Source organism: Gorillibacterium sp. sgz306347, assembly GCF_059735245.1.
This window is the reverse complement of the sequence record NZ_JCAPET010000027.1, coordinates 15,214-31,657: the sequence shown is the minus strand read 5'-3', so window position 1 is coordinate 31,657 and position 16,444 is coordinate 15,214. Positions and strand designations below refer to the sequence as shown.

Genomic DNA, 16,444 nt, shown 5'->3' with positions numbered 1-16,444 from the left:
TTTTGAGAAAGGGGGATATCTATGCCACGCAAAGGTCCCGTAACACGCAGAGACGTGTTGCCTGATCCGTTATACAACAGCAAGCTGGTTACCCGTCTGATCAACCGCATCATGATCGACGGCAAACGCGGAACCGCCCAGAAAATCCTGTACAATGCGTTCAACGCCATTCAGGAGCGCACGGGCAAAGATCCGATGGAAGTGTTCGAGCAAGCGATCAAGAACATCATGCCCGTTCTGGAAGTCAAGGCTCGCCGTGTAGGCGGCGCCAACTACCAGGTACCGGTTGAGGTTCGTCCGGAGCGCCGCACGACGCTGGGTCTCCGCTGGTTGGTGAACTACTCCCGCCTCCGCGGCGAGAAGACGATGGAAGAGCGCCTCGCGGCCGAAATCATCGACGCCAGCAACAACACCGGCGCTTCCGTCAAGAAGCGCGAAGACACGCACAAAATGGCTGAAGCCAACAAAGCGTTCGCCCACTACCGCTGGTAATCCGGGTCCTACCGGGCTAACCCGCAAACAAGGAAGGAGAATAACCCATGGCAAGAGAATTCTCCTTGAAAGATACGCGTAACATCGGGATCATGGCACATATTGACGCCGGCAAAACGACCACGACGGAACGGATTTTGTTCTATACCGGCCGTACCCACAAAATCGGGGAAGTGCACGAAGGCGCCGCCACGATGGACTGGATGGAGCAGGAGCAGGAACGCGGCATTACGATTACGTCTGCCGCTACCACTGCCCAGTGGAAGGGTCACCGCATCAATATCATTGACACCCCGGGACACGTTGACTTCACCGTTGAAGTTGAACGCTCCCTGCGCGTACTGGATGGAGCAGTTGGCGTTTTCAGCGCCAAAGAAGGCGTTGAACCCCAATCCGAAACCGTTTGGCGTCAAGCCGACCGTTACGGCGTACCGCGTATCGCCTACGTTAACAAAATGGATATCATCGGAGCGGACTTCCTCGGCGCCGTGCAGCAAATGCGCGAAAAGCTGGGTGCAAACGCCGTCCCGATCCAGCTTCCGATCGGCGCGGAGAACGATTTCCGCGGCATGGTTGACCTGGTAGAGCAAGTTGCCTACATCTACAAAGATGACCTGGGCAAAGAAGTGGTTCCGACGGAAATTCCGGAAGAACTGAAAGAGCAAGCCGCCGAGCTGCGCAACGAACTCGTAGAGCGCGTCGCCGAGCTGGACGAAGAACTTACGATGAAGTATCTGGAAGGCGAAGAGATTACCGTTCCGGAAATCAAAGCCGCCCTCCGCAAAGGTACCGTCGAAGTAAAAATCTTCCCGGTTATCTGCGGTTCCTCTTATCGCAACAAAGGGGTTCAGCCGATGCTGGACGCCGTTGTCGATTACCTTCCGGCTCCGATCGACGTTCCGGACATCAAAGGCCACCTGGACGACGGTACCGAAGTTACGCGTAAATCCGCCGATGATCAACCGTTCTCGGCGCTTGCGTTCAAAATCGCTACCGACCCGTTTGTCGGCCGTCTGACGTTCTTCCGTGTGTATTCCGGCGTTTTGAACTCCGGTTCTTACGTTCTGAATGCAACGAAGAACAAACGCGAGCGGATCGGACGTATTCTCCAGATGCACGCCAACAGCCGGCAAGAAATCCAGGAAGTTTATTCCGGGGACATCGCGGCTGCGGTAGGCCTGAAGGATACGACCACCGGCGACACGCTTTGCGACGAGAAAAACCCGGTTATCCTGGAGTCCATGAACTTCCCGGATCCGGTTATCGATATCGCCGTGGAACCGAAAACGAAAGCCGACCAGGACAAAATGGGCGTCGCCCTGTCCAAGCTGGCTGAAGAAGACCCGACGTTCCGTTACTACACGAACGAAGAAACCGGCCAAACGGTTATCCAAGGGATGGGCGAGCTCCACCTGGAGATCATCGTCGACCGCATGATGCGCGAGTTCAAAGTGGAAACCAACGTGGGCAAACCCCAGGTTGCTTACCGCGAAACGTTCCGCGAATCGGCAAAAGTCGAAGGCAAATTCGTTCGTCAGTCCGGCGGACGCGGCCAATACGGCCACGTCTGGATCGAGTTCGAACCGCTGGAACCGGGAACCGGCTTCCAGTTTGAGAACAAGATCGTCGGCGGTGTGGTTCCCCGCGAATACATCGCGCCGGTACAAGCCGGTATCGAGGAATCGATGAAGAACGGCGTACTTGCCGGCTTCCCGCTTGTTGACATCAAGGCGACGATCTTTGACGGATCGTACCATGACGTCGACTCCAGTGAAATGGCGTTTAAAATCGCCGGCTCCATGGCGCTGAAAGCCGCTAAGGACAAGTGCCGTCCGGTTCTTCTCGAGCCGATCATGAAAGTGGAAGTAACCGTTCCGGAAGAGTACATGGGCGACGTAATGGGCGACCTGAACTCCCGCCGGGGCCGTATTGAGGGAATGGACGCCCGTCACGGTGCGCAAATCATCCGTGCCAAGGTGCCGCTTTCCGAAATGTTCGGCTATTCCACGACGCTTCGTTCGCGTACGCAAGGACGCGGCGTTTACTCGATGGAACTCTCCCACTATGAAGAAGTGCCTAAGTCCATTGCAGAAGAAATCGTTGCAAAGAACAAAGGCGCATAACTATAATTTAGTCAAATTAAGGAGGAATCGTTTCAATGGCTAAAGCTAAATTTGAACGTAATAAGCCCCACCTTAACATCGGAACCATCGGTCACGTCGACCACGGCAAAACGACCCTGACGGCTGCAATTACGACGGTTCTGGCAAAACGCTACGGCGGTAACGCTGTTGCATTTGACCAAATCGACAAAGCTCCGGAAGAGCGCGAACGCGGTATCACGATCTCCACGGCTCACGTTGAGTACGAAACGGCTAACCGCCACTACGCTCACGTTGACTGCCCGGGCCACGCCGACTATGTTAAAAACATGATCACCGGCGCTGCTCAAATGGACGGCGCGATCCTGGTTGTATCCGCTGCTGACGGCCCGATGCCGCAAACTCGCGAACACATCCTGCTCTCCCGCCAAGTAGGCGTTCAATACATCGTCGTATTCCTGAACAAATGCGACATGGTTGAAGACGCTGAACTGCTTGAGCTGGTTGAAATGGAAGTACGCGACCTGCTGAGCGAATATGAATTCCCGGGCGACGACACGCCGATCATCCAAGGTTCCGCACGCGAAGCGCTGCAAAACCCGGACGGCCCCTGGGCTGACAAAATCGTTGAGCTGTTCGAACAAATCGAAAACTATGTTCCGTTGCCGGAACGTCAAACCGACAAACCGTTCCTTATGCCGGTCGAAGACGTGTTCACGATCACGGGCCGCGGTACGGTTGCTACCGGCCGTGTAGAACGTGGTACGGTTAAAGTCGGCGACGAAGTTGAAATCGTCGGTATCGCCGAAGAAACCCGCAAAACGGTTGTTACGGGCGTTGAAATGTTCCGCAAGCTGCTTGACTCCGCTCAAGCCGGCGACAACATCGGTGCTCTGCTCCGTGGCGTTGACCGCAAAGACATCGAGCGCGGCCAAGTATTGGCGAAGAGCGGTTCCGTTAAACCGCACACGAACTTCTCCGCTCAAATCTACGTCCTGACCAAAGAAGAAGGTGGCCGTCACAAGCCGTTCTTCACGGGCTACCGTCCGCAGTTCTACTTCCGGACAACGGACGTAACGGGCATCATCAACCTGCCGGAAGGCACGGAAATGGTTATGCCGGGCGACAACATCACGGTTACCGTTGAACTGATCGCTCCGATCGCGATCGAAGAAGGAACGAAGTTCACGGTTCGTGAAGGCGGCCGTACGGTAGGCGCCGGTTCCGTAGTATCGATCTCCAAATAAGTCTTGCTTCCGCAAGAAAAACGCCCCGGCCTTTGGCCAGGGCGTTTTTGCTTTATGCATTCAGCCGAGCGGAAGGGACTGTGTTTGCTGCACGTGGATCGGATAGGCGAATATCGGACGGTCTGCGGCATAAAGCATCGCCGTGAAGGTACCGCTCCCTTTTACCACGAAGCGGGCTTTCACCTGAAAATCCATCCCCGGCGGCATGCCCGGCATGCGATGATTGTTCAATTCCACGGGCTCGGTCAGAAAGCAAACTTCGCCGTCTTCGTTTTCCACCTGGACTTGTACGCTGTCGCCTTTTTCGATTCCGATCGTTTTAATCAGCAGGTCAAGCACGATGACGGAGGGGAAGACGTTAACCGCAACTCCGTTTCGAATGTGATGGATGGAAAAGGAACGGCTCTCCGCATCGAAAGCGATGTGGTCTGCTGCAATCAATTGCCCCTGCATTCAAGCGCTTCCCCCTTAAATCTGATCAGCTGCTCCAGTATTGCAAAGCTGCCGCAGCTCCAGCTCGTTATGAACCACCCGGCTTCCGAGAACAGTACCGTCGGCAATCCGGACGGCAAAAGGCAGCAGGTCGATTCCAAGTCCTTTCTGCTTGCGCTCCGGCATAACGGGAACCGGAAAAGGAAAGTCAAAATAGCTGCGGATTTCCTCGTTCTCCTCCGCGGTGCCGTTGCAGAAGAGGATAAACCAGCCCTTATAAGAATCGGTAAAGGATTTGATTTTGGGGAGCAGTTCAATGCAGTCCCGGCAGGTCAAAGAAATAAAACCAACGATACCCTCACCTTTTTTATCCTGCAGCTCGGGAGAAAGGTCCATTGGAAAACCGTCACCGGACTGAAATTTGACGGCAGGCTCTTTTTTAAACAATCTCGACAAATCGGTGAGACTCATGACGGGTGTCCTCCTCGTTATCCTCTTGGGCTTTGCACATCGCGGCAAATTTGCCTCCTCGTTTGATCAATTCCTCCCGTGTCCCCTCTTCCGAAACAAAGCCGTCCTCAAGAACAAGCACCCGGTCCGCAAAGGCGGTAAGCGCCAGATTGTGCGTAATGAGCAGAGTTGTGCAGCCTTTTCGATACCGGATCAAGTCCTTCATGAACGAAAGGGCGGTTTCCGGGTCCAGCTCCGAAGTGGCTTCGTCCAAAAGGAGAAAGGGACTGTTTTTGTATAACGCGCGCGCCAGCGCTACCCGCTGCCACTGCCCGCCGGACAGTTGAGTGGAATCCAAATATTCAATTCCGAGAAGCTTGTCCATCTTGTCCTGAAGGGAGGGGGGGAGCAAGGTGGGGAAGCACGCCAGAAACTGCTGCAGCCGGTGACGGGTTTCATCCGAATCCGGTTGAAGCACGATATTTTCGAACATGGTAAACGGATACCGAATATAATCCTGGTTCAGAGCGGAGACCTGGGCAAACCATTGCGTCTTGTCGATATCCTGCGCATCTGCCCCGTTGAAATACAGCCGGCCGCGCTCGACCTGATGAAGCCCGGTCAGCACCTTGGCCAAGGTTGATTTGCCGGAGCCGTTTTCCCCGACAATCGCAATGGTTTCGCCAGCTTGAATGGTCAGATTGATGTCCTTCAAGGTTGGCTGCGGCGCATGAGGGTACGTAAAGGAAAGCCGGGAAGCCCGAATTTCGGTCACGTCGGGACATGGCAAGGAGGAGCGGGAGTCCGGCATGCCGTATTTTTGGGTGAAGGAGCGGTACGCCCGCTGAAAGATAAACAGGTTGTTCATGTTTTTAAAATCGAGCGAGAACATGTAGACGGCGCCTTCCACGGTCAGAAGAGAAGAAGTGATCGCCATGTATTCGCCAAGCGTAGTTCCCCCTTGTGTCATCCGGTAGAGCAGGATGCCCTGGACCAACAGCGTGCTGGCCGGCTCCATCAAGGTAAGGAAGGAACGCCGGCGGAGCTCCTTTTTGCGGAAGCTCAGCTTCTCCTCCGTCAAACCTGCAAACACGCGGTTCCATTTGTCAATCAGAAACGGCTTCATTGAAAAAAGCAGCATTTCCTTGATCGCATGAGGGTTTGTCAGCAGCCGGGAGAGGTTGCCGGTCTCCATTTCTTTTTGCGAAATGTCGCCCCAGTGGCGGTCCGCCCGGTTCATCTGGCGAAAATCGAAAATAACCCGGGGCATGCAGAACAAAACAACGATCAGCAAGGCAAGCGGGCTGTACTGCAGCGCATAAGCCGAATAGACCGCCACGTTGACCAGTTGAAAAAGCATGCCGAGCATGGAAGAAACGGTCATCTGCATATTGAACAGGCTGTTCTTCAAAATGCTGAGGTCCTGCTGATAATCCGGTGTTTCAATCCGTGTGATGCTGTCCGGCCGAATGGCGCGAAAAAGCTGCAGCTCCAGTCTGCCCCGAAGAAAGAAACCCAGCTTCTCTTTCAGATAAGCTTCGATAAGCCCCAGGTAAGATTGACAGACTTTAATAGCGGTCAATAGCAAAAAGAAAACGAACAGCGCCGAAAACCCGGACGGGTCGGCCAGCTGATCGTAAAACCGGCGCGTCAGCTGCAAGCTGTACCAACCCAGAAAAGGCGCAGCGACCAGAAAGCCGGAAAGAAGAGCCAATTGAGGCCAAAGGCCGCGCAGTATGGTGCGGAGCCACTGCAAGCTTGTCTTCATATGCGGGCACCCAGCAATCGGCTGAGCGGATCCAGCAGCATCCGGCAGCTGAAGCGGTCTCCGGACGGACCGTGTGCCAGAATCTGCGCTTCCGCATTAAGTGTAAATCCCCAAGGCACACCGTCCGCCCGAAGCTCCCGAAAAATGAACTCGCTGGAAGAATCGAAAACGCCTGCCGTGTAGGGGAGGAGAGCCTGCCGGATGACGGCGGTCTCTTCCGGTTCCGCGTCGGCGAGCACGGCGATCCGCAAGTCGGGATGCTCCCGGTGTAAATCGGGGATCAGCTGGAGCGCATCCAGACAAGGCTCGCAGGTGGTGCTGAGAGCCAAAAGCAGAAGATGGTCGGTAATCAGACTATGCAGAAAGACCGGATCGCCCTGTTCGCCGGGAAGGGGGAAATTGTCCATGTACTCGCCGATGAACAGAGGACTTCGCGTCTTGAGAAAACGGAGATGCCCTTCGAGTATCGTCACTAGGCTAACCTCGCTTTACCGGAAACGAAACCAATCCTCCGCCTCCCCGTCAGGGAAAGCAGGAGGATTGGCGGCGTTGCCATTTTACAATGATAGCGCTTTAAAAATTCGGATTAGCAACATGCAATGTTGCCGCTTCCGTCATACAAGAATTCGGTTGTACGGTAGTAATAAACAGGCGGTTCAGTCGAGGCGCCCAGGCATACGTCATAGATGTGACGACCCAGAGCCCGTGCTCCTGTTCTGCAAGAGCTGCTTGTGCAGACGGAGCTGCCGTATTCCGTTCCAACGGAACGCGTTCCAGCCGGACATGCCATTGTTATTCACCTCCTATTCCTGAATATGTAAAATCTTCTTGCAAGAGGAGTATACCCTACAAAATGAAAGAGGAAAAGGGGGAAATGAGTGAAAAATGAAAAATGATGCTTTTGAATCAGAAAAAGGAAGAAATAACGCATAACTTGTCAATCCTTGACGAGCACACGTCCGAAAAACAAGTTTCTTCTATTATATATAGAAAGCATTATGAAGCCGGAAGAACAGGTGAAAATCGCTGGCGGAGAGGGAGTCAGCAAACCGTGAAAACAGCTGATTTTTTTTGCAAAATCGCCTTGCGTTTGGGTTATGACTTGTTATATAATAGTGAACGTTGGTCTGTGACGTTGCGATGATGTGGGAGGTTGCCGATACGCCCGGCCCCTTTGCCATTGGTGGGGTGCATTGGAGAATTTCCACGGAGTATGTCCGATTACAAAATTGGGCGATAGAAGGAGGGACTTATATGGCAAAGCAAAAGATTCGTATCCGTTTGAAAGCTTATGATCACAGAATTCTTGACCAGTCCGCTGAGAAGATCGTGGAAACTGCGAAACGTACCGGTGCAGGTGTATCGGGCCCGATTCCGCTGCCGACCGAAAAACAGGTCATCACGATTCTCCGTGCGGTACACAAGTACAAGGATTCCCGGGAACAATTCGAAATGCGCACACATAAGCGCTTGATCGACATTGTCAACCCGACCCCGCAAACGGTCGATGCGCTCATGCGTTTGGATCTGCCGTCCGGCGTCGACATTGAGATCAAGCTGTAATAAACGAACTATCACGTGAGAAGGAAACGAGGTGTCAACATGACAAAAGGTATCTTAGGTAAAAAACTGGGCATGACTCAAGTTTTTGCTGCCGATGGAACCGTAATTCCGGTTACCGTTATCCAAGCCGGTCCTTGCGTAGTCCTGCAAAAGAAGGATCTGGAGAACGACGGTTACGAAGCGATTCAATTGGGCTTCGAAGATAAGAAAGAACGCCGCGCCATCAAACCTGAGCTGGGCCATGCCAAGAAGGCGGGCGCAGCCCCTAAGCGCTACATTAAAGAATTCCGCGGAGTGCAGTTGACGGACTATGAAGTTGGCCAGGAACTGAAGGCTGACGTGTTCTCCGAAGGCGAATTCGTTGATGTCACGGGCACCACGAAGGGCAAAGGCTTCCAAGGCGTTATCAAACGCTGGGGACAATCCACCGGGCCGATGGCTCACGGCTCCCGCTATCACCGCGGACCGGGCTCCATGGGTTCCATCCAAGCGAACCGCGTACCGAAAGGCAAACACCTTCCGGGTCACATGGGCCATGAAACCGTCACGCTGCAAAACCTGCAAGTCGTGAAGGTGGACAGCGAACGCAACGTACTGCTGGTGAAGGGCTCCATTCCCGGACCCCGGAACAGCTATGTATCCGTTAAATCGACCGTTAAAAAGTAAGATAGCAGGAAAGGAGGATCATCATGCCTAAAGTAGCAGTTTACAACACCAGCGGTTCGGAAGTCGGCGAAATCGAATTGTCCGAAGCCGTGTTCGGAATCGAACCGAACGTACACGTGCTCCACTCGGCTGTCGTGATGCAGCAGGCTTCCCTGCGCGCAGGCACGCACAAGACGAAGGGACGCTCTGAAGTAAGAGGCGGCGGACGCAAGCCGTGGAAACAAAAAGGAACCGGCCGCGCCCGTCAAGGCAGCATCCGCGCTCCCCAATGGAAAGGCGGCGGCATCGTCTTTGGACCGACTCCGCGCAGCTATTCCTACAAGCTTCCGAAGAAGGTTCGCCGTTTGGCGATCAAATCCGCTTTGTCTTCCAAAGTGATCGACAACGATCTCGTCGTACTGGATCAGCTGAGCGTTTCCGCTCCCAAGACGAAAGAAATCGTCGCTTTGCTCAAGAACCTTAAGGCCGACCGTCGCGCTTTGCTCGTCACCAACGGGGTGGACGAGAACGTGGCACTGTCCGCCCGCAACATCCCGGGCGTGAAGTTCGTCAGCGTCGAAGGCATCAATGTCCTGGACGTTATGCTGCACGACAAGCTGATCATCACGAAGGACGCGGTCGAGAAAGTACAGGAGGTGCTTGCGTAATGAAAGACCCTCGCGATATTATCAAGCGGCCGGTCATTACCGAACGCACCAGCGATATGATGGCCCTCAAGAAGTACACCTTCGAAGTGGACATCCGCGCCAACAAAACGGAAATCAAACAAGCGATCGAAAAGATCTTCAAAGTTAAGGTCGTCAGCGTAAACACGCTGAGAATGCCGGCCAAGCCGAAACGCTACGGCCGCTACTCCGGCTATCGTTCCGAATGGAAGAAAGCCATCGTATCCCTGTCCCCGGACAGCAAGGAACTGGAGTTCTTCGAATCCGTTTAATGCCTCAATCTCTTAAGTAAGGAGGGAACCCAAGTGCCAGTTAAAAAGTACAAACCGACGTCGCCGGCCCGCCGTTCGATGTCCGTTTCCACGTTTGAAGAAATCACCACTTCGACACCGGAGAAATCGCTCCTGGCGCCGCTGCACAACAAAGCAGGCCGCAACAACCAGGGCAAGATCACGGTTCGCCATCAAGGCGGCGGTGCGAAGCGCAAATACCGGATCATCGATTTCAAACGGAACAAAGATGGAATACCCGGTCGCGTTGCTACGATCGAATATGATCCGAACCGCTCGGCCAACATCGCCCTGATCCACTATGCGGACGGCGAAAAACGCTACATCATCGCGCCGAAAGGCCTGAAAGTGAACGATGTGATCACTTCCGGTCCGACCGCCGACATCAAGGTGGGCAACGCCCTTCCGCTGGAGAACATCCCGGTCGGTACGGTTATCCACAACATCGAGATGAAGCCCGGCAAAGGCGGCCAGCTGGTTCGCGCCGCAGGTACGGAAGCTCAGCTGCTCGGTAAAGAAGAAGAGTACGTAACGATTCGTTTGTCTTCCGGCGAAGTTCGCCGCATCATGAAGGTTTGCCGCGCAACCATCGGTTCCGTAGGCAACGGCGACCACGAGCTCGTTAAAATCGGTAAGGCCGGACGCGCCCGCCACATGAACAAACGCCCCGAAGTTCGCGGTGTTGTCATGAACCCGGTGGATCACCCGCACGGCGGCGGCGAAGGCCGCGCTCCGATCGGACGCAAATCGCCTTTGTCTCCTTGGGGCAAACCGACGCTCGGTTACAAAACCCGCAAGAAAAACAAGGCTTCCAACAAGTATATTGTTCGTCGCCGCACGAAGTAAGCAAAACCCAACAAGGTTGGATGAAGGGAGGATTCCGAAATGGGACGCAGCTTGAAAAAAGGACCCTTTGTGGATAGCTACCTGCTGAAGAAAGTCGAAGAAGCCGGAACTAACACCTCGAAGAAGGTTGTCATCAAAACCTGGTCTCGTCGTTCCACGATATTCCCGCAATTTGTCGGCCAAACCTTCGCCGTCTACGACGGAAAGAAACATGTGCCGGTTTACGTGACGGAGGATATGGTTGGACACAAGCTCGGAGAGTTCGCGCCGACCCGTACTTACAAAGGGCACAGCGGCGACGACAAGAAAACCGGCAAACGCTGATTGACAGGAAACGGATAAGCGTTTTGCCGGGGTTGCCGGCCGGGCCGAAAGGGCCGGTCCGATAACCGTGAAGCGGCAAAACGGCGCAGCCGAGCGATCGGCGCGGCCGTTTGCCCTTGACCGATACGTTTGAGAGGAGGTTATCCTATGCAAGCAACTGCAAATGCCAAGTACATCCGCATCGCTCCCCGCAAAGTGCAGCTGGTCATCGACCTGATCCGCGGCAAGCAAGTGGGCGAAGCAATCGCGATTTTGCGCCACACTCCCCGGGCGGCTTCCCCGATCGTGGAGAAATTGCTGAATTCGGCTATCGCCAACGCCGAGCATAACTACTCGCTCGACCCGAACAAGCTGGTGATCGCTCAAGCCTATGTCAACCAAGGACCGACCATGAAACGGTTCCGCGAACGGGCCATGGGCCGCGCAAGCCGCATCAATAAACGCACGAGCCACATTACACTGGTGGTATCCGAAAAATAAGGAGGGTTAACGTGTGGGTCAAAAAGTAAATCCCGTCGGTCTTCGTATCGGCATCATCCGTGACTGGGAATCCAAATGGTATGCCGGCAAAGACTTCGGCACCTTGCTGATGGAAGACGTCAAAATCCGGGAATACCTGAAGGGCAAGCTGAAAGACTCTTCGGTCTCCCGCATCGATATCGAACGCGCAGCAAACCGCGTGAACGTAACGATTCATACGGCCAAGCCGGGTATGGTTATCGGCAAAGGCGGTGCGGAAGTGGAAAACATCCGTACGCACCTTTCCAAACTGACCAACAAGAAGGTTCACATCAACATCACTGAAATCAAAAACCCCGAACTGGACGCCACCCTCGTAGCCGAGAGCATCGCCCAGCAGCTGGAACGCCGCGTATCGTTCCGCCGCGCCATGAAACAAGCGCTGCAACGCACGATTCGCTCGGGAGCCAAAGGCATCAAGACTTCGGTCAGCGGACGCCTCGGCGGAGCGGAAATCGCCCGTACGGAAGGCTACAGCGAAGGAACGGTTCCGCTGCACACGCTGCGCGCGGACATCGACTACGGCACGGCTGAAGCTCATACGACCTACGGACGGATCGGCGTGAAAGTGTGGATCTACCGTGGAGAGGTGCTTCCTACGGCTAAGAAGAAAGCTGTTCGGGAAGGAGGAAACTGATCATGTTAGTCCCTAAACGCGTCAAACACCGCAAAGAACACCGCGGCACGATGAAGGGCAACGCCAAAGGCGGCACGGAAGTGTCCTTCGGCGAATTCGGTCTGAAAGCTCTCGAGCCGGCTTGGGTAACCAACCGTCAAATCGAAGCGGCCCGTATTGCCATGACCCGTTACATCAAACGGGGCGGTAAAGTATGGATCAAGATTTTCCCCTCCAAGCCGATTACGCAAAAGCCGCTTGAAGTCCGGATGGGTAGCGGTAAAGGTAACGTCGAGAAGTGGGTTGCCGTTGTAAAACCCGGCAAGATCCTGTTTGAACTGGCAGGCGTAAGCGAAGAAGTCGCACGCGAAGCGATGCGTCTCGCCGCTCACAAATTGCCCATCAAAACGAAGTTTGTAAAACGTGAAGAATTGGGTGGTGAAGCAGAATGAAGGCTAGCGATCTCCGCAACCTGACCACGGCTGAAATCGAGCAAAAAGTGGCAGGTTTCAAGGAAGAGCTGTTCAACCTCCGTTTCCAGCTGGCCACCGGCCAACTGGATAACCCGACTCAAATCCGCAATGTGCGCAAGGAAATCGCACGGGCCAAAACCATTTTGCGCGAAAGGGAACTCGGAATCGGTTAATCCTTTCCGGGGCCAAGAGAGGAGGATGAACAATGGCAGAGCAACGCAATGAACGCAAGGTTCAGATCGGCAAGGTAGTAAGCGACAAGATGGAAAAGACGATCGTCGTCGCCGTCGAAACGTACAAAAAGCACGATCTGTATCATAAACGGATCAAATACACCAAGAAATTCAAAGCGCATGACGAAAACAACCAAGCCAAGATCGGCGATACGGTAAAGATCATGGAAACCCGCCCGCTGTCCAAGGACAAACGCTGGAGACTGGTCGAAATCGTCGAAGAAGCGGTTATCATCTAAAGTCTACTGAAGCCGAAAGGAGGGACACCCCATGATTCAACCTTTTACACGTTTGAATGTTGCCGACAACTCCGGAGCAAAACAACTGATGTGCATTCGCGTACTCGGAGGCACCGGCCGCCGTGTAGGACACATCGGTGACCTGATCATCTGTTCCGTGAAAGAAGCAACACCAGGTGGCGTTGTCAAGAAAGGCGATGTGGTCAAAGCGGTTATCGTGCGCACGAAGTTTGGAGCGCGCCGTAAGGACGGATCCTACATCACTTTTGATGAAAATGCGGCCGTCGTTGTTAAAGACGACAGAAGCCCTCGCGGAACCCGGATCTTCGGACCGGTAGCCCGTGAACTGCGCGACCGTGATTTCATGAAGATCGTTTCCCTGGCACCGGAAGTCATCTGACGACCGAGCTTGTATCCGCCAATCAGGAGGTGTAACCGAATATGCCGAACACGAAGAAAAAACTCGAGTCCCATAACAATAAGCTGCACGTGAAGAAGGATGATACGGTATTCGTCATCACGGGCAAGGATAAAGGTAAAAAAGGCCGCGTTCTTGCAGCGTTCCCCCGCGAAAACCGCGTTCTTGTCGAAGGGGTCAACATGGTGAAGAAGCACGCCAAGCCCTCCCAAAAGAACCCGCAAGGCGGCATCGTCACGCAGGAAGCCCCGATCCATGTATCCAACGTCATGCTGGCTGACCCGAAAAGCGGAAAGCCGACCCGCGTAGGCTACAAAGTGCTGGATAACGGGACGAAAGTGCGCGTTGCCAAGCGTTCCGGAGAAGTTATCGATTAAGAAGATTGCGGAAAGGAGGACAATGTAACATGACTGCAAGAATGAAAGATCGGTTCTTGAACGAAATCACTCCTGCTCTGATGCAGAAGTTCAACTATACAAGCGTCATGCAGGTTCCGAAGCTGGAAAAAGTGGTCATCAACATGGGCGTAGGCGAAGCGGTTGCCAACTCCAAGGTGCTTGACTCCGCTGTGGAAGACCTGCAGCTGATCGCCGGTCAAAAACCGGTCATCACGCGTGCGAAGAAATCCATCGCCGGCTTCAAGCTCCGCGAAGGCATGCCGATCGGCGTGAAAGTAACGCTGCGCGGCGAGCGTATGTATCACTTCCTGGACAAACTGTTCAACGTCGCCCTTCCCCGTGTCCGCGACTTCCGCGGCGTTTCCTCGAAGGCCTTTGACGGCCGCGGAAACTACACGCTGGGTCTGAAAGAACAGCTGATCTTCCCGGAAATCGAATATGACAAAATCGACAAAATCCGCGGCATGGACGTCGTTATCGTCACAACCGCCAAAACGGACGAAGAGTCCCGCGAGCTGCTGACCCAACTGGGCATGCCGTTCGTAAAGTAATTCCCACTCAGGAGGTGGAATCAAAGTGGCAAAAACCTCAATGAAGGTAAAGCAACAACGCGCTCCGAAATTCAAAGTGCAAGCTTACACCCGCTGCGAGCGCTGCGGTCGTCCTCACTCCGTACTGCGCAAGTTCAAGATCTGCCGGATTTGTTTCCGTGAGTTAGCATACAAAGGCCAGATTCCTGGCGTTCGCAAGGCCAGCTGGTAATCACCCCGCCATCGGGAAGGAGGTTCGCTACATGGTAATGTCTGATCCTATTGCCGATATGCTTACGCGCATTCGCAATGCAAATATCGTCCGTCACGAGACCGTAGAAATCCCCGCTTCCAAAATCAAGCGCGAGATCGCGGAGATCCTCAAAAAAGAAGGGTTCATCCGTGACGCGGAATACGTTCAGGACAACAAGCACGGCATCATCCGCCTGTTCCTGAAATACGGTTCCAACAACGAACGTGTCATTTCCGGCCTGAAACGCATCAGCAAACCGGGACTGCGCGTATACACGAAAAGCCAAGAGGTGCCGCGCGTACTCGGCGGTCTCGGAATCGCGATCATTTCGACGTCCAAAGGCGTCATGACGGATAAAGAAGCCCGTCAATCCAAAGCGGGCGGAGAAGTTCTCTGCTACGTTTGGTAATCGGACAACGTGAACGAATGGAGGTGTAAACATGTCTCGTATTGGTCGTAAACCCATCGCGGTTCCCAGCGGAGTTACCGTCACGCTCGACAACACCGTGGTTACGGTGAAAGGGCCGAAAGGAACGCTGACCCGCGCGCTTCATAAAGACATGAAAGTCAGTCTGGAAGAGAACGTCATCAACGTTGAGCGTCCTTCCGACAACAAACTGCACCGCTCCCTGCACGGAACGACCCGGAGCGTGGTTGCAAATATGGTGAGCGGCGTTACGGAAGGATTCAGCAAGAACCTGGAGCTTGTCGGCGTCGGTTACCGCGCCAACAAGAACGGCAACAAGCTGGTTCTGAACGTGGGCTACTCCCACCCGGTCGAAATTACGCCGGAAGAAGGAATCGAATTCGAGGTTCCCGCTACGAACAAAATCATTGTTCGCGGCATCGACAAGGAACTGGTCGGCGCTACCGCCGCGAAAGTCCGCTCCGTACGCGAACCCGAGCCGTACAAAGGCAAAGGAATCAAATATGAAGGCGAACGCATCATCCGCAAGGAAGGCAAGGCCGGTAAGAAGAAGTAAGCTCTTAAGCATCAGTTGAAAGGAGTGAACCATTCCCATGATCAGCAAAGGCGACAAGAACAAAGCCCGTTTGAAGCGGCACCTGCGTGTCCGCAAGAAAATTCAGGGAACGACCGAACGGCCGCGGCTCAGCATCTACCGTTCTTCCAAGCATATGTACGCCCAGATCATCGACGACGTAACCGGCAAAACGCTGGTTTCCGCCTCGACGCAAGACAAGGCGCTGGCTGAAGTCGGCAACGGCGGCAACGTTGACGCTGCGAAACAAGTCGGTGCACTGGTAGCCCAACGCGCCAAAGAAAACGGAATCGAAAAAGTCGTATTTGACCGCGGAGGATACCTCTATCATGGCCGCGTTCAAGCGCTGGCCGATGCGGCCCGCGAAGCCGGCCTCGAATTCTGATCCATTTTGCCAATAAGGAGGGAAAAGACTTGCGTGTAGATCCCAATACATTAGATCTGAAAGACAAAACCGTCCATATTAACCGTGTCGCAAAGGTTGTTAAAGGCGGACGCCGCTTCAGCTTCAGCGCACTGGTCGTCGTCGGCGACGGCAACGGCTGGGTAGGCGCCGGCATCGGCAAAGCGTCCGAAGTTGGCGACGCGATCAAAAAAGGCATTGAAGACGCCAAGAAAAACCTGATCCACGTTCCGATCGTCGGAACTACGATCCCTCACCTGGTAACGGGCCGTTTCGGAGCAGGACGCGTTCTGCTGAAGCCCGCTTCCGAAGGTACGGGTGTTATCGCCGGCGGACCGGTTCGTGCGGTTCTTGAGCTGGCTGGCGTAGGCGACATTCTGACGAAGTCGCTCGGATCGTCCAACTCGATCAACATGGTTAGCGCCACTTTGGAAGGCCTCGGCCGTCTGAAACGTGCGGAAGAAGTAGCCAAACTGCGCGGCAAAACCGTAGAAGAGTTAATGGGTTAAGGAGGGG

General features: G+C 54.3%; 26 protein-coding genes. 22 read left to right on the top strand and 4 right to left on the bottom strand.

The window, feature by feature from the left end; all coding sequences use genetic code 11:
* The first annotated feature begins 21 nt into the window (after window positions 1–21).
* Genes rpsG through tuf form a run of 3 tightly spaced genes read left to right on the top strand, consistent with a single transcriptional unit; the run spans window position 22 to window position 3,841 of the window.
* Window positions 22–492 (top strand): 30S ribosomal protein S7, encoded by a 471-nt coding sequence (gene rpsG, locus AC6I6H_RS15015; protein WP_497954711.1) that lies wholly within the window; start codon window positions 22–24, stop codon window positions 490–492.
* Window positions 493–539: 47 nt separating this feature from the next.
* A complete protein-coding gene (gene fusA, locus AC6I6H_RS15010; RefSeq protein WP_497954710.1) occupies window positions 540–2,615 on the top strand; it encodes an elongation factor G in 2,076 nt (691 codons plus the stop codon).
* Window positions 2,616–2,650: 35 nt separating this feature from the next.
* Complete coding sequence (gene tuf, locus AC6I6H_RS15005) at window positions 2,651–3,841, top strand: elongation factor Tu (protein WP_497954709.1); 1,191 nt, start codon at window positions 2,651–2,653, stop codon at window positions 3,839–3,841.
* 60 nt (window positions 3,842–3,901) lie between these two features.
* On the opposite strand, the gene AC6I6H_RS15000 is transcribed toward tuf, so the two are convergent.
* The 4 genes from AC6I6H_RS15000 to AC6I6H_RS14985 are packed head-to-tail and all read right to left on the bottom strand — an operon-like array spanning window position 3,902 to window position 6,964.
* Window positions 3,902–4,294, bottom strand: a complete 393-nt coding sequence (locus AC6I6H_RS15000) for a hypothetical protein (protein WP_497954708.1) — start codon at window positions 4,292–4,294, stop codon at window positions 3,902–3,904.
* Window positions 4,295–4,309: 15 nt separating this feature from the next.
* Window positions 4,310–4,744: a hypothetical protein gene (locus AC6I6H_RS14995; protein WP_497954707.1), complete on the bottom strand. Its 435-nt coding sequence runs from the start codon at window positions 4,742–4,744 to the stop codon at window positions 4,310–4,312.
* On the bottom strand, window positions 4,713–6,491 hold the full coding sequence (locus AC6I6H_RS14990) for an ABC transporter ATP-binding protein (RefSeq protein ID WP_497954706.1): 1,779 nt from the start codon (window positions 6,489–6,491) through the stop codon (window positions 4,713–4,715). Before AC6I6H_RS14990 ends, AC6I6H_RS14995 begins: the two co-directional genes overlap by 32 nt.
* The gene (locus tag AC6I6H_RS14985) at window positions 6,488–6,964 is read right to left on the bottom strand and encodes a TlpA family protein disulfide reductase (RefSeq protein WP_497954705.1); all 477 of its coding nucleotides are present in this window, start codon (window positions 6,962–6,964) and stop codon (window positions 6,488–6,490) included. Before AC6I6H_RS14985 ends, AC6I6H_RS14990 begins: the two co-directional genes overlap by 4 nt.
* A 781-nt stretch (window positions 6,965–7,745) precedes the next feature.
* On the opposite strand from AC6I6H_RS14985, the gene rpsJ reads away from it, so the two are divergent.
* The 19 genes from rpsJ (at window position 7,746) to rpsE (ending at window position 16,437) form a co-directional block, all read left to right on the top strand.
* Entirely contained in the window at window positions 7,746–8,054 is a 309-nt protein-coding gene (gene rpsJ, locus AC6I6H_RS14980) for a 30S ribosomal protein S10 (RefSeq protein ID WP_027092000.1), read from the top strand.
* Between the two features lie 39 nt (window positions 8,055–8,093).
* The gene (rplC, locus tag AC6I6H_RS14975) at window positions 8,094–8,720 is read left to right on the top strand and encodes a 50S ribosomal protein L3 (RefSeq protein WP_497954704.1); all 627 of its coding nucleotides are present in this window, start codon (window positions 8,094–8,096) and stop codon (window positions 8,718–8,720) included.
* Between the two features lie 23 nt (window positions 8,721–8,743).
* Entirely contained in the window at window positions 8,744–9,367 is a 624-nt protein-coding gene (gene rplD / locus AC6I6H_RS14970; RefSeq protein WP_497954703.1) for a 50S ribosomal protein L4, read from the top strand.
* Window positions 9,367–9,657, top strand: a complete 291-nt coding sequence (gene rplW, locus AC6I6H_RS14965) for a 50S ribosomal protein L23 (protein ID WP_497954702.1) — start codon at window positions 9,367–9,369, stop codon at window positions 9,655–9,657. Before rplD ends, rplW begins: the two co-directional genes overlap by 1 nt.
* A 33-nt stretch (window positions 9,658–9,690) precedes the next feature.
* On the top strand, window positions 9,691–10,521 hold the full coding sequence (rplB, locus tag AC6I6H_RS14960) for a 50S ribosomal protein L2 (RefSeq protein ID WP_497954700.1): 831 nt from the start codon (window positions 9,691–9,693) through the stop codon (window positions 10,519–10,521).
* A gap of 39 nt (window positions 10,522–10,560) precedes the next feature.
* Window positions 10,561–10,845, top strand: coding sequence for a 30S ribosomal protein S19 (rpsS, locus tag AC6I6H_RS14955; RefSeq protein ID WP_497954699.1), 285 nt, complete (start codon window positions 10,561–10,563; stop codon window positions 10,843–10,845).
* Between the two features lie 147 nt (window positions 10,846–10,992).
* On the top strand, window positions 10,993–11,325 hold the full coding sequence (rplV, locus tag AC6I6H_RS14950; protein WP_497954698.1) for a 50S ribosomal protein L22: 333 nt from the start codon (window positions 10,993–10,995) through the stop codon (window positions 11,323–11,325).
* A gap of 13 nt (window positions 11,326–11,338) precedes the next feature.
* Window positions 11,339–12,001, top strand: coding sequence for a 30S ribosomal protein S3 (rpsC, locus tag AC6I6H_RS14945; RefSeq protein WP_497954697.1), 663 nt, complete (start codon window positions 11,339–11,341; stop codon window positions 11,999–12,001).
* Window positions 12,002–12,003: 2 nt separating this feature from the next.
* Window positions 12,004–12,432 carry a 50S ribosomal protein L16 gene (gene rplP, locus AC6I6H_RS14940; RefSeq protein WP_497954696.1) on the top strand — a complete coding sequence of 143 codons (429 nt, stop codon included), beginning with the start codon at window positions 12,004–12,006 and terminating at the stop codon, window positions 12,430–12,432.
* A complete protein-coding gene (rpmC, locus tag AC6I6H_RS14935) occupies window positions 12,429–12,626 on the top strand; it encodes a 50S ribosomal protein L29 (RefSeq protein ID WP_497954695.1) in 198 nt (65 codons plus the stop codon). The genes rplP and rpmC overlap by 4 nt, the downstream gene beginning before the upstream one ends.
* A 32-nt stretch (window positions 12,627–12,658) precedes the next feature.
* Window positions 12,659–12,925: a 30S ribosomal protein S17 gene (gene rpsQ / locus AC6I6H_RS14930; RefSeq protein WP_497954694.1), complete on the top strand. Its 267-nt coding sequence runs from the start codon at window positions 12,659–12,661 to the stop codon at window positions 12,923–12,925.
* Window positions 12,926–12,956: 31 nt separating this feature from the next.
* Window positions 12,957–13,325 carry a 50S ribosomal protein L14 gene (rplN, locus tag AC6I6H_RS14925; RefSeq protein ID WP_497954693.1) on the top strand — a complete coding sequence of 123 codons (369 nt, stop codon included), beginning with the start codon at window positions 12,957–12,959 and terminating at the stop codon, window positions 13,323–13,325.
* A 41-nt stretch (window positions 13,326–13,366) separates the two neighbouring features.
* On the top strand, window positions 13,367–13,720 hold the full coding sequence (gene rplX / locus AC6I6H_RS14920) for a 50S ribosomal protein L24 (protein WP_497954692.1): 354 nt from the start codon (window positions 13,367–13,369) through the stop codon (window positions 13,718–13,720).
* Between the two features lie 29 nt (window positions 13,721–13,749).
* Window positions 13,750–14,292, top strand: a complete 543-nt coding sequence (gene rplE, locus AC6I6H_RS14915; protein ID WP_497954690.1) for a 50S ribosomal protein L5 — start codon at window positions 13,750–13,752, stop codon at window positions 14,290–14,292.
* Between the two features lie 25 nt (window positions 14,293–14,317).
* Entirely contained in the window at window positions 14,318–14,503 is a 186-nt protein-coding gene (locus tag AC6I6H_RS14910) for a type Z 30S ribosomal protein S14 (protein ID WP_497954688.1), read from the top strand.
* Window positions 14,504–14,534: 31 nt separating this feature from the next.
* A complete protein-coding gene (gene rpsH, locus AC6I6H_RS14905; RefSeq protein WP_497954687.1) occupies window positions 14,535–14,933 on the top strand; it encodes a 30S ribosomal protein S8 in 399 nt (132 codons plus the stop codon).
* 31 nt (window positions 14,934–14,964) lie between these two features.
* Window positions 14,965–15,507 carry a 50S ribosomal protein L6 gene (gene rplF / locus AC6I6H_RS14900; protein WP_497954686.1) on the top strand — a complete coding sequence of 181 codons (543 nt, stop codon included), beginning with the start codon at window positions 14,965–14,967 and terminating at the stop codon, window positions 15,505–15,507.
* Window positions 15,508–15,544: 37 nt separating this feature from the next.
* Entirely contained in the window at window positions 15,545–15,910 is a 366-nt protein-coding gene (gene rplR, locus AC6I6H_RS14895) for a 50S ribosomal protein L18 (RefSeq protein ID WP_497954685.1), read from the top strand.
* Between the two features lie 29 nt (window positions 15,911–15,939).
* The gene (gene rpsE, locus AC6I6H_RS14890) at window positions 15,940–16,437 is read left to right on the top strand and encodes a 30S ribosomal protein S5 (RefSeq protein ID WP_497954684.1); all 498 of its coding nucleotides are present in this window, start codon (window positions 15,940–15,942) and stop codon (window positions 16,435–16,437) included.
* Window positions 16,438–16,444: the final 7 nt, after the last annotated feature.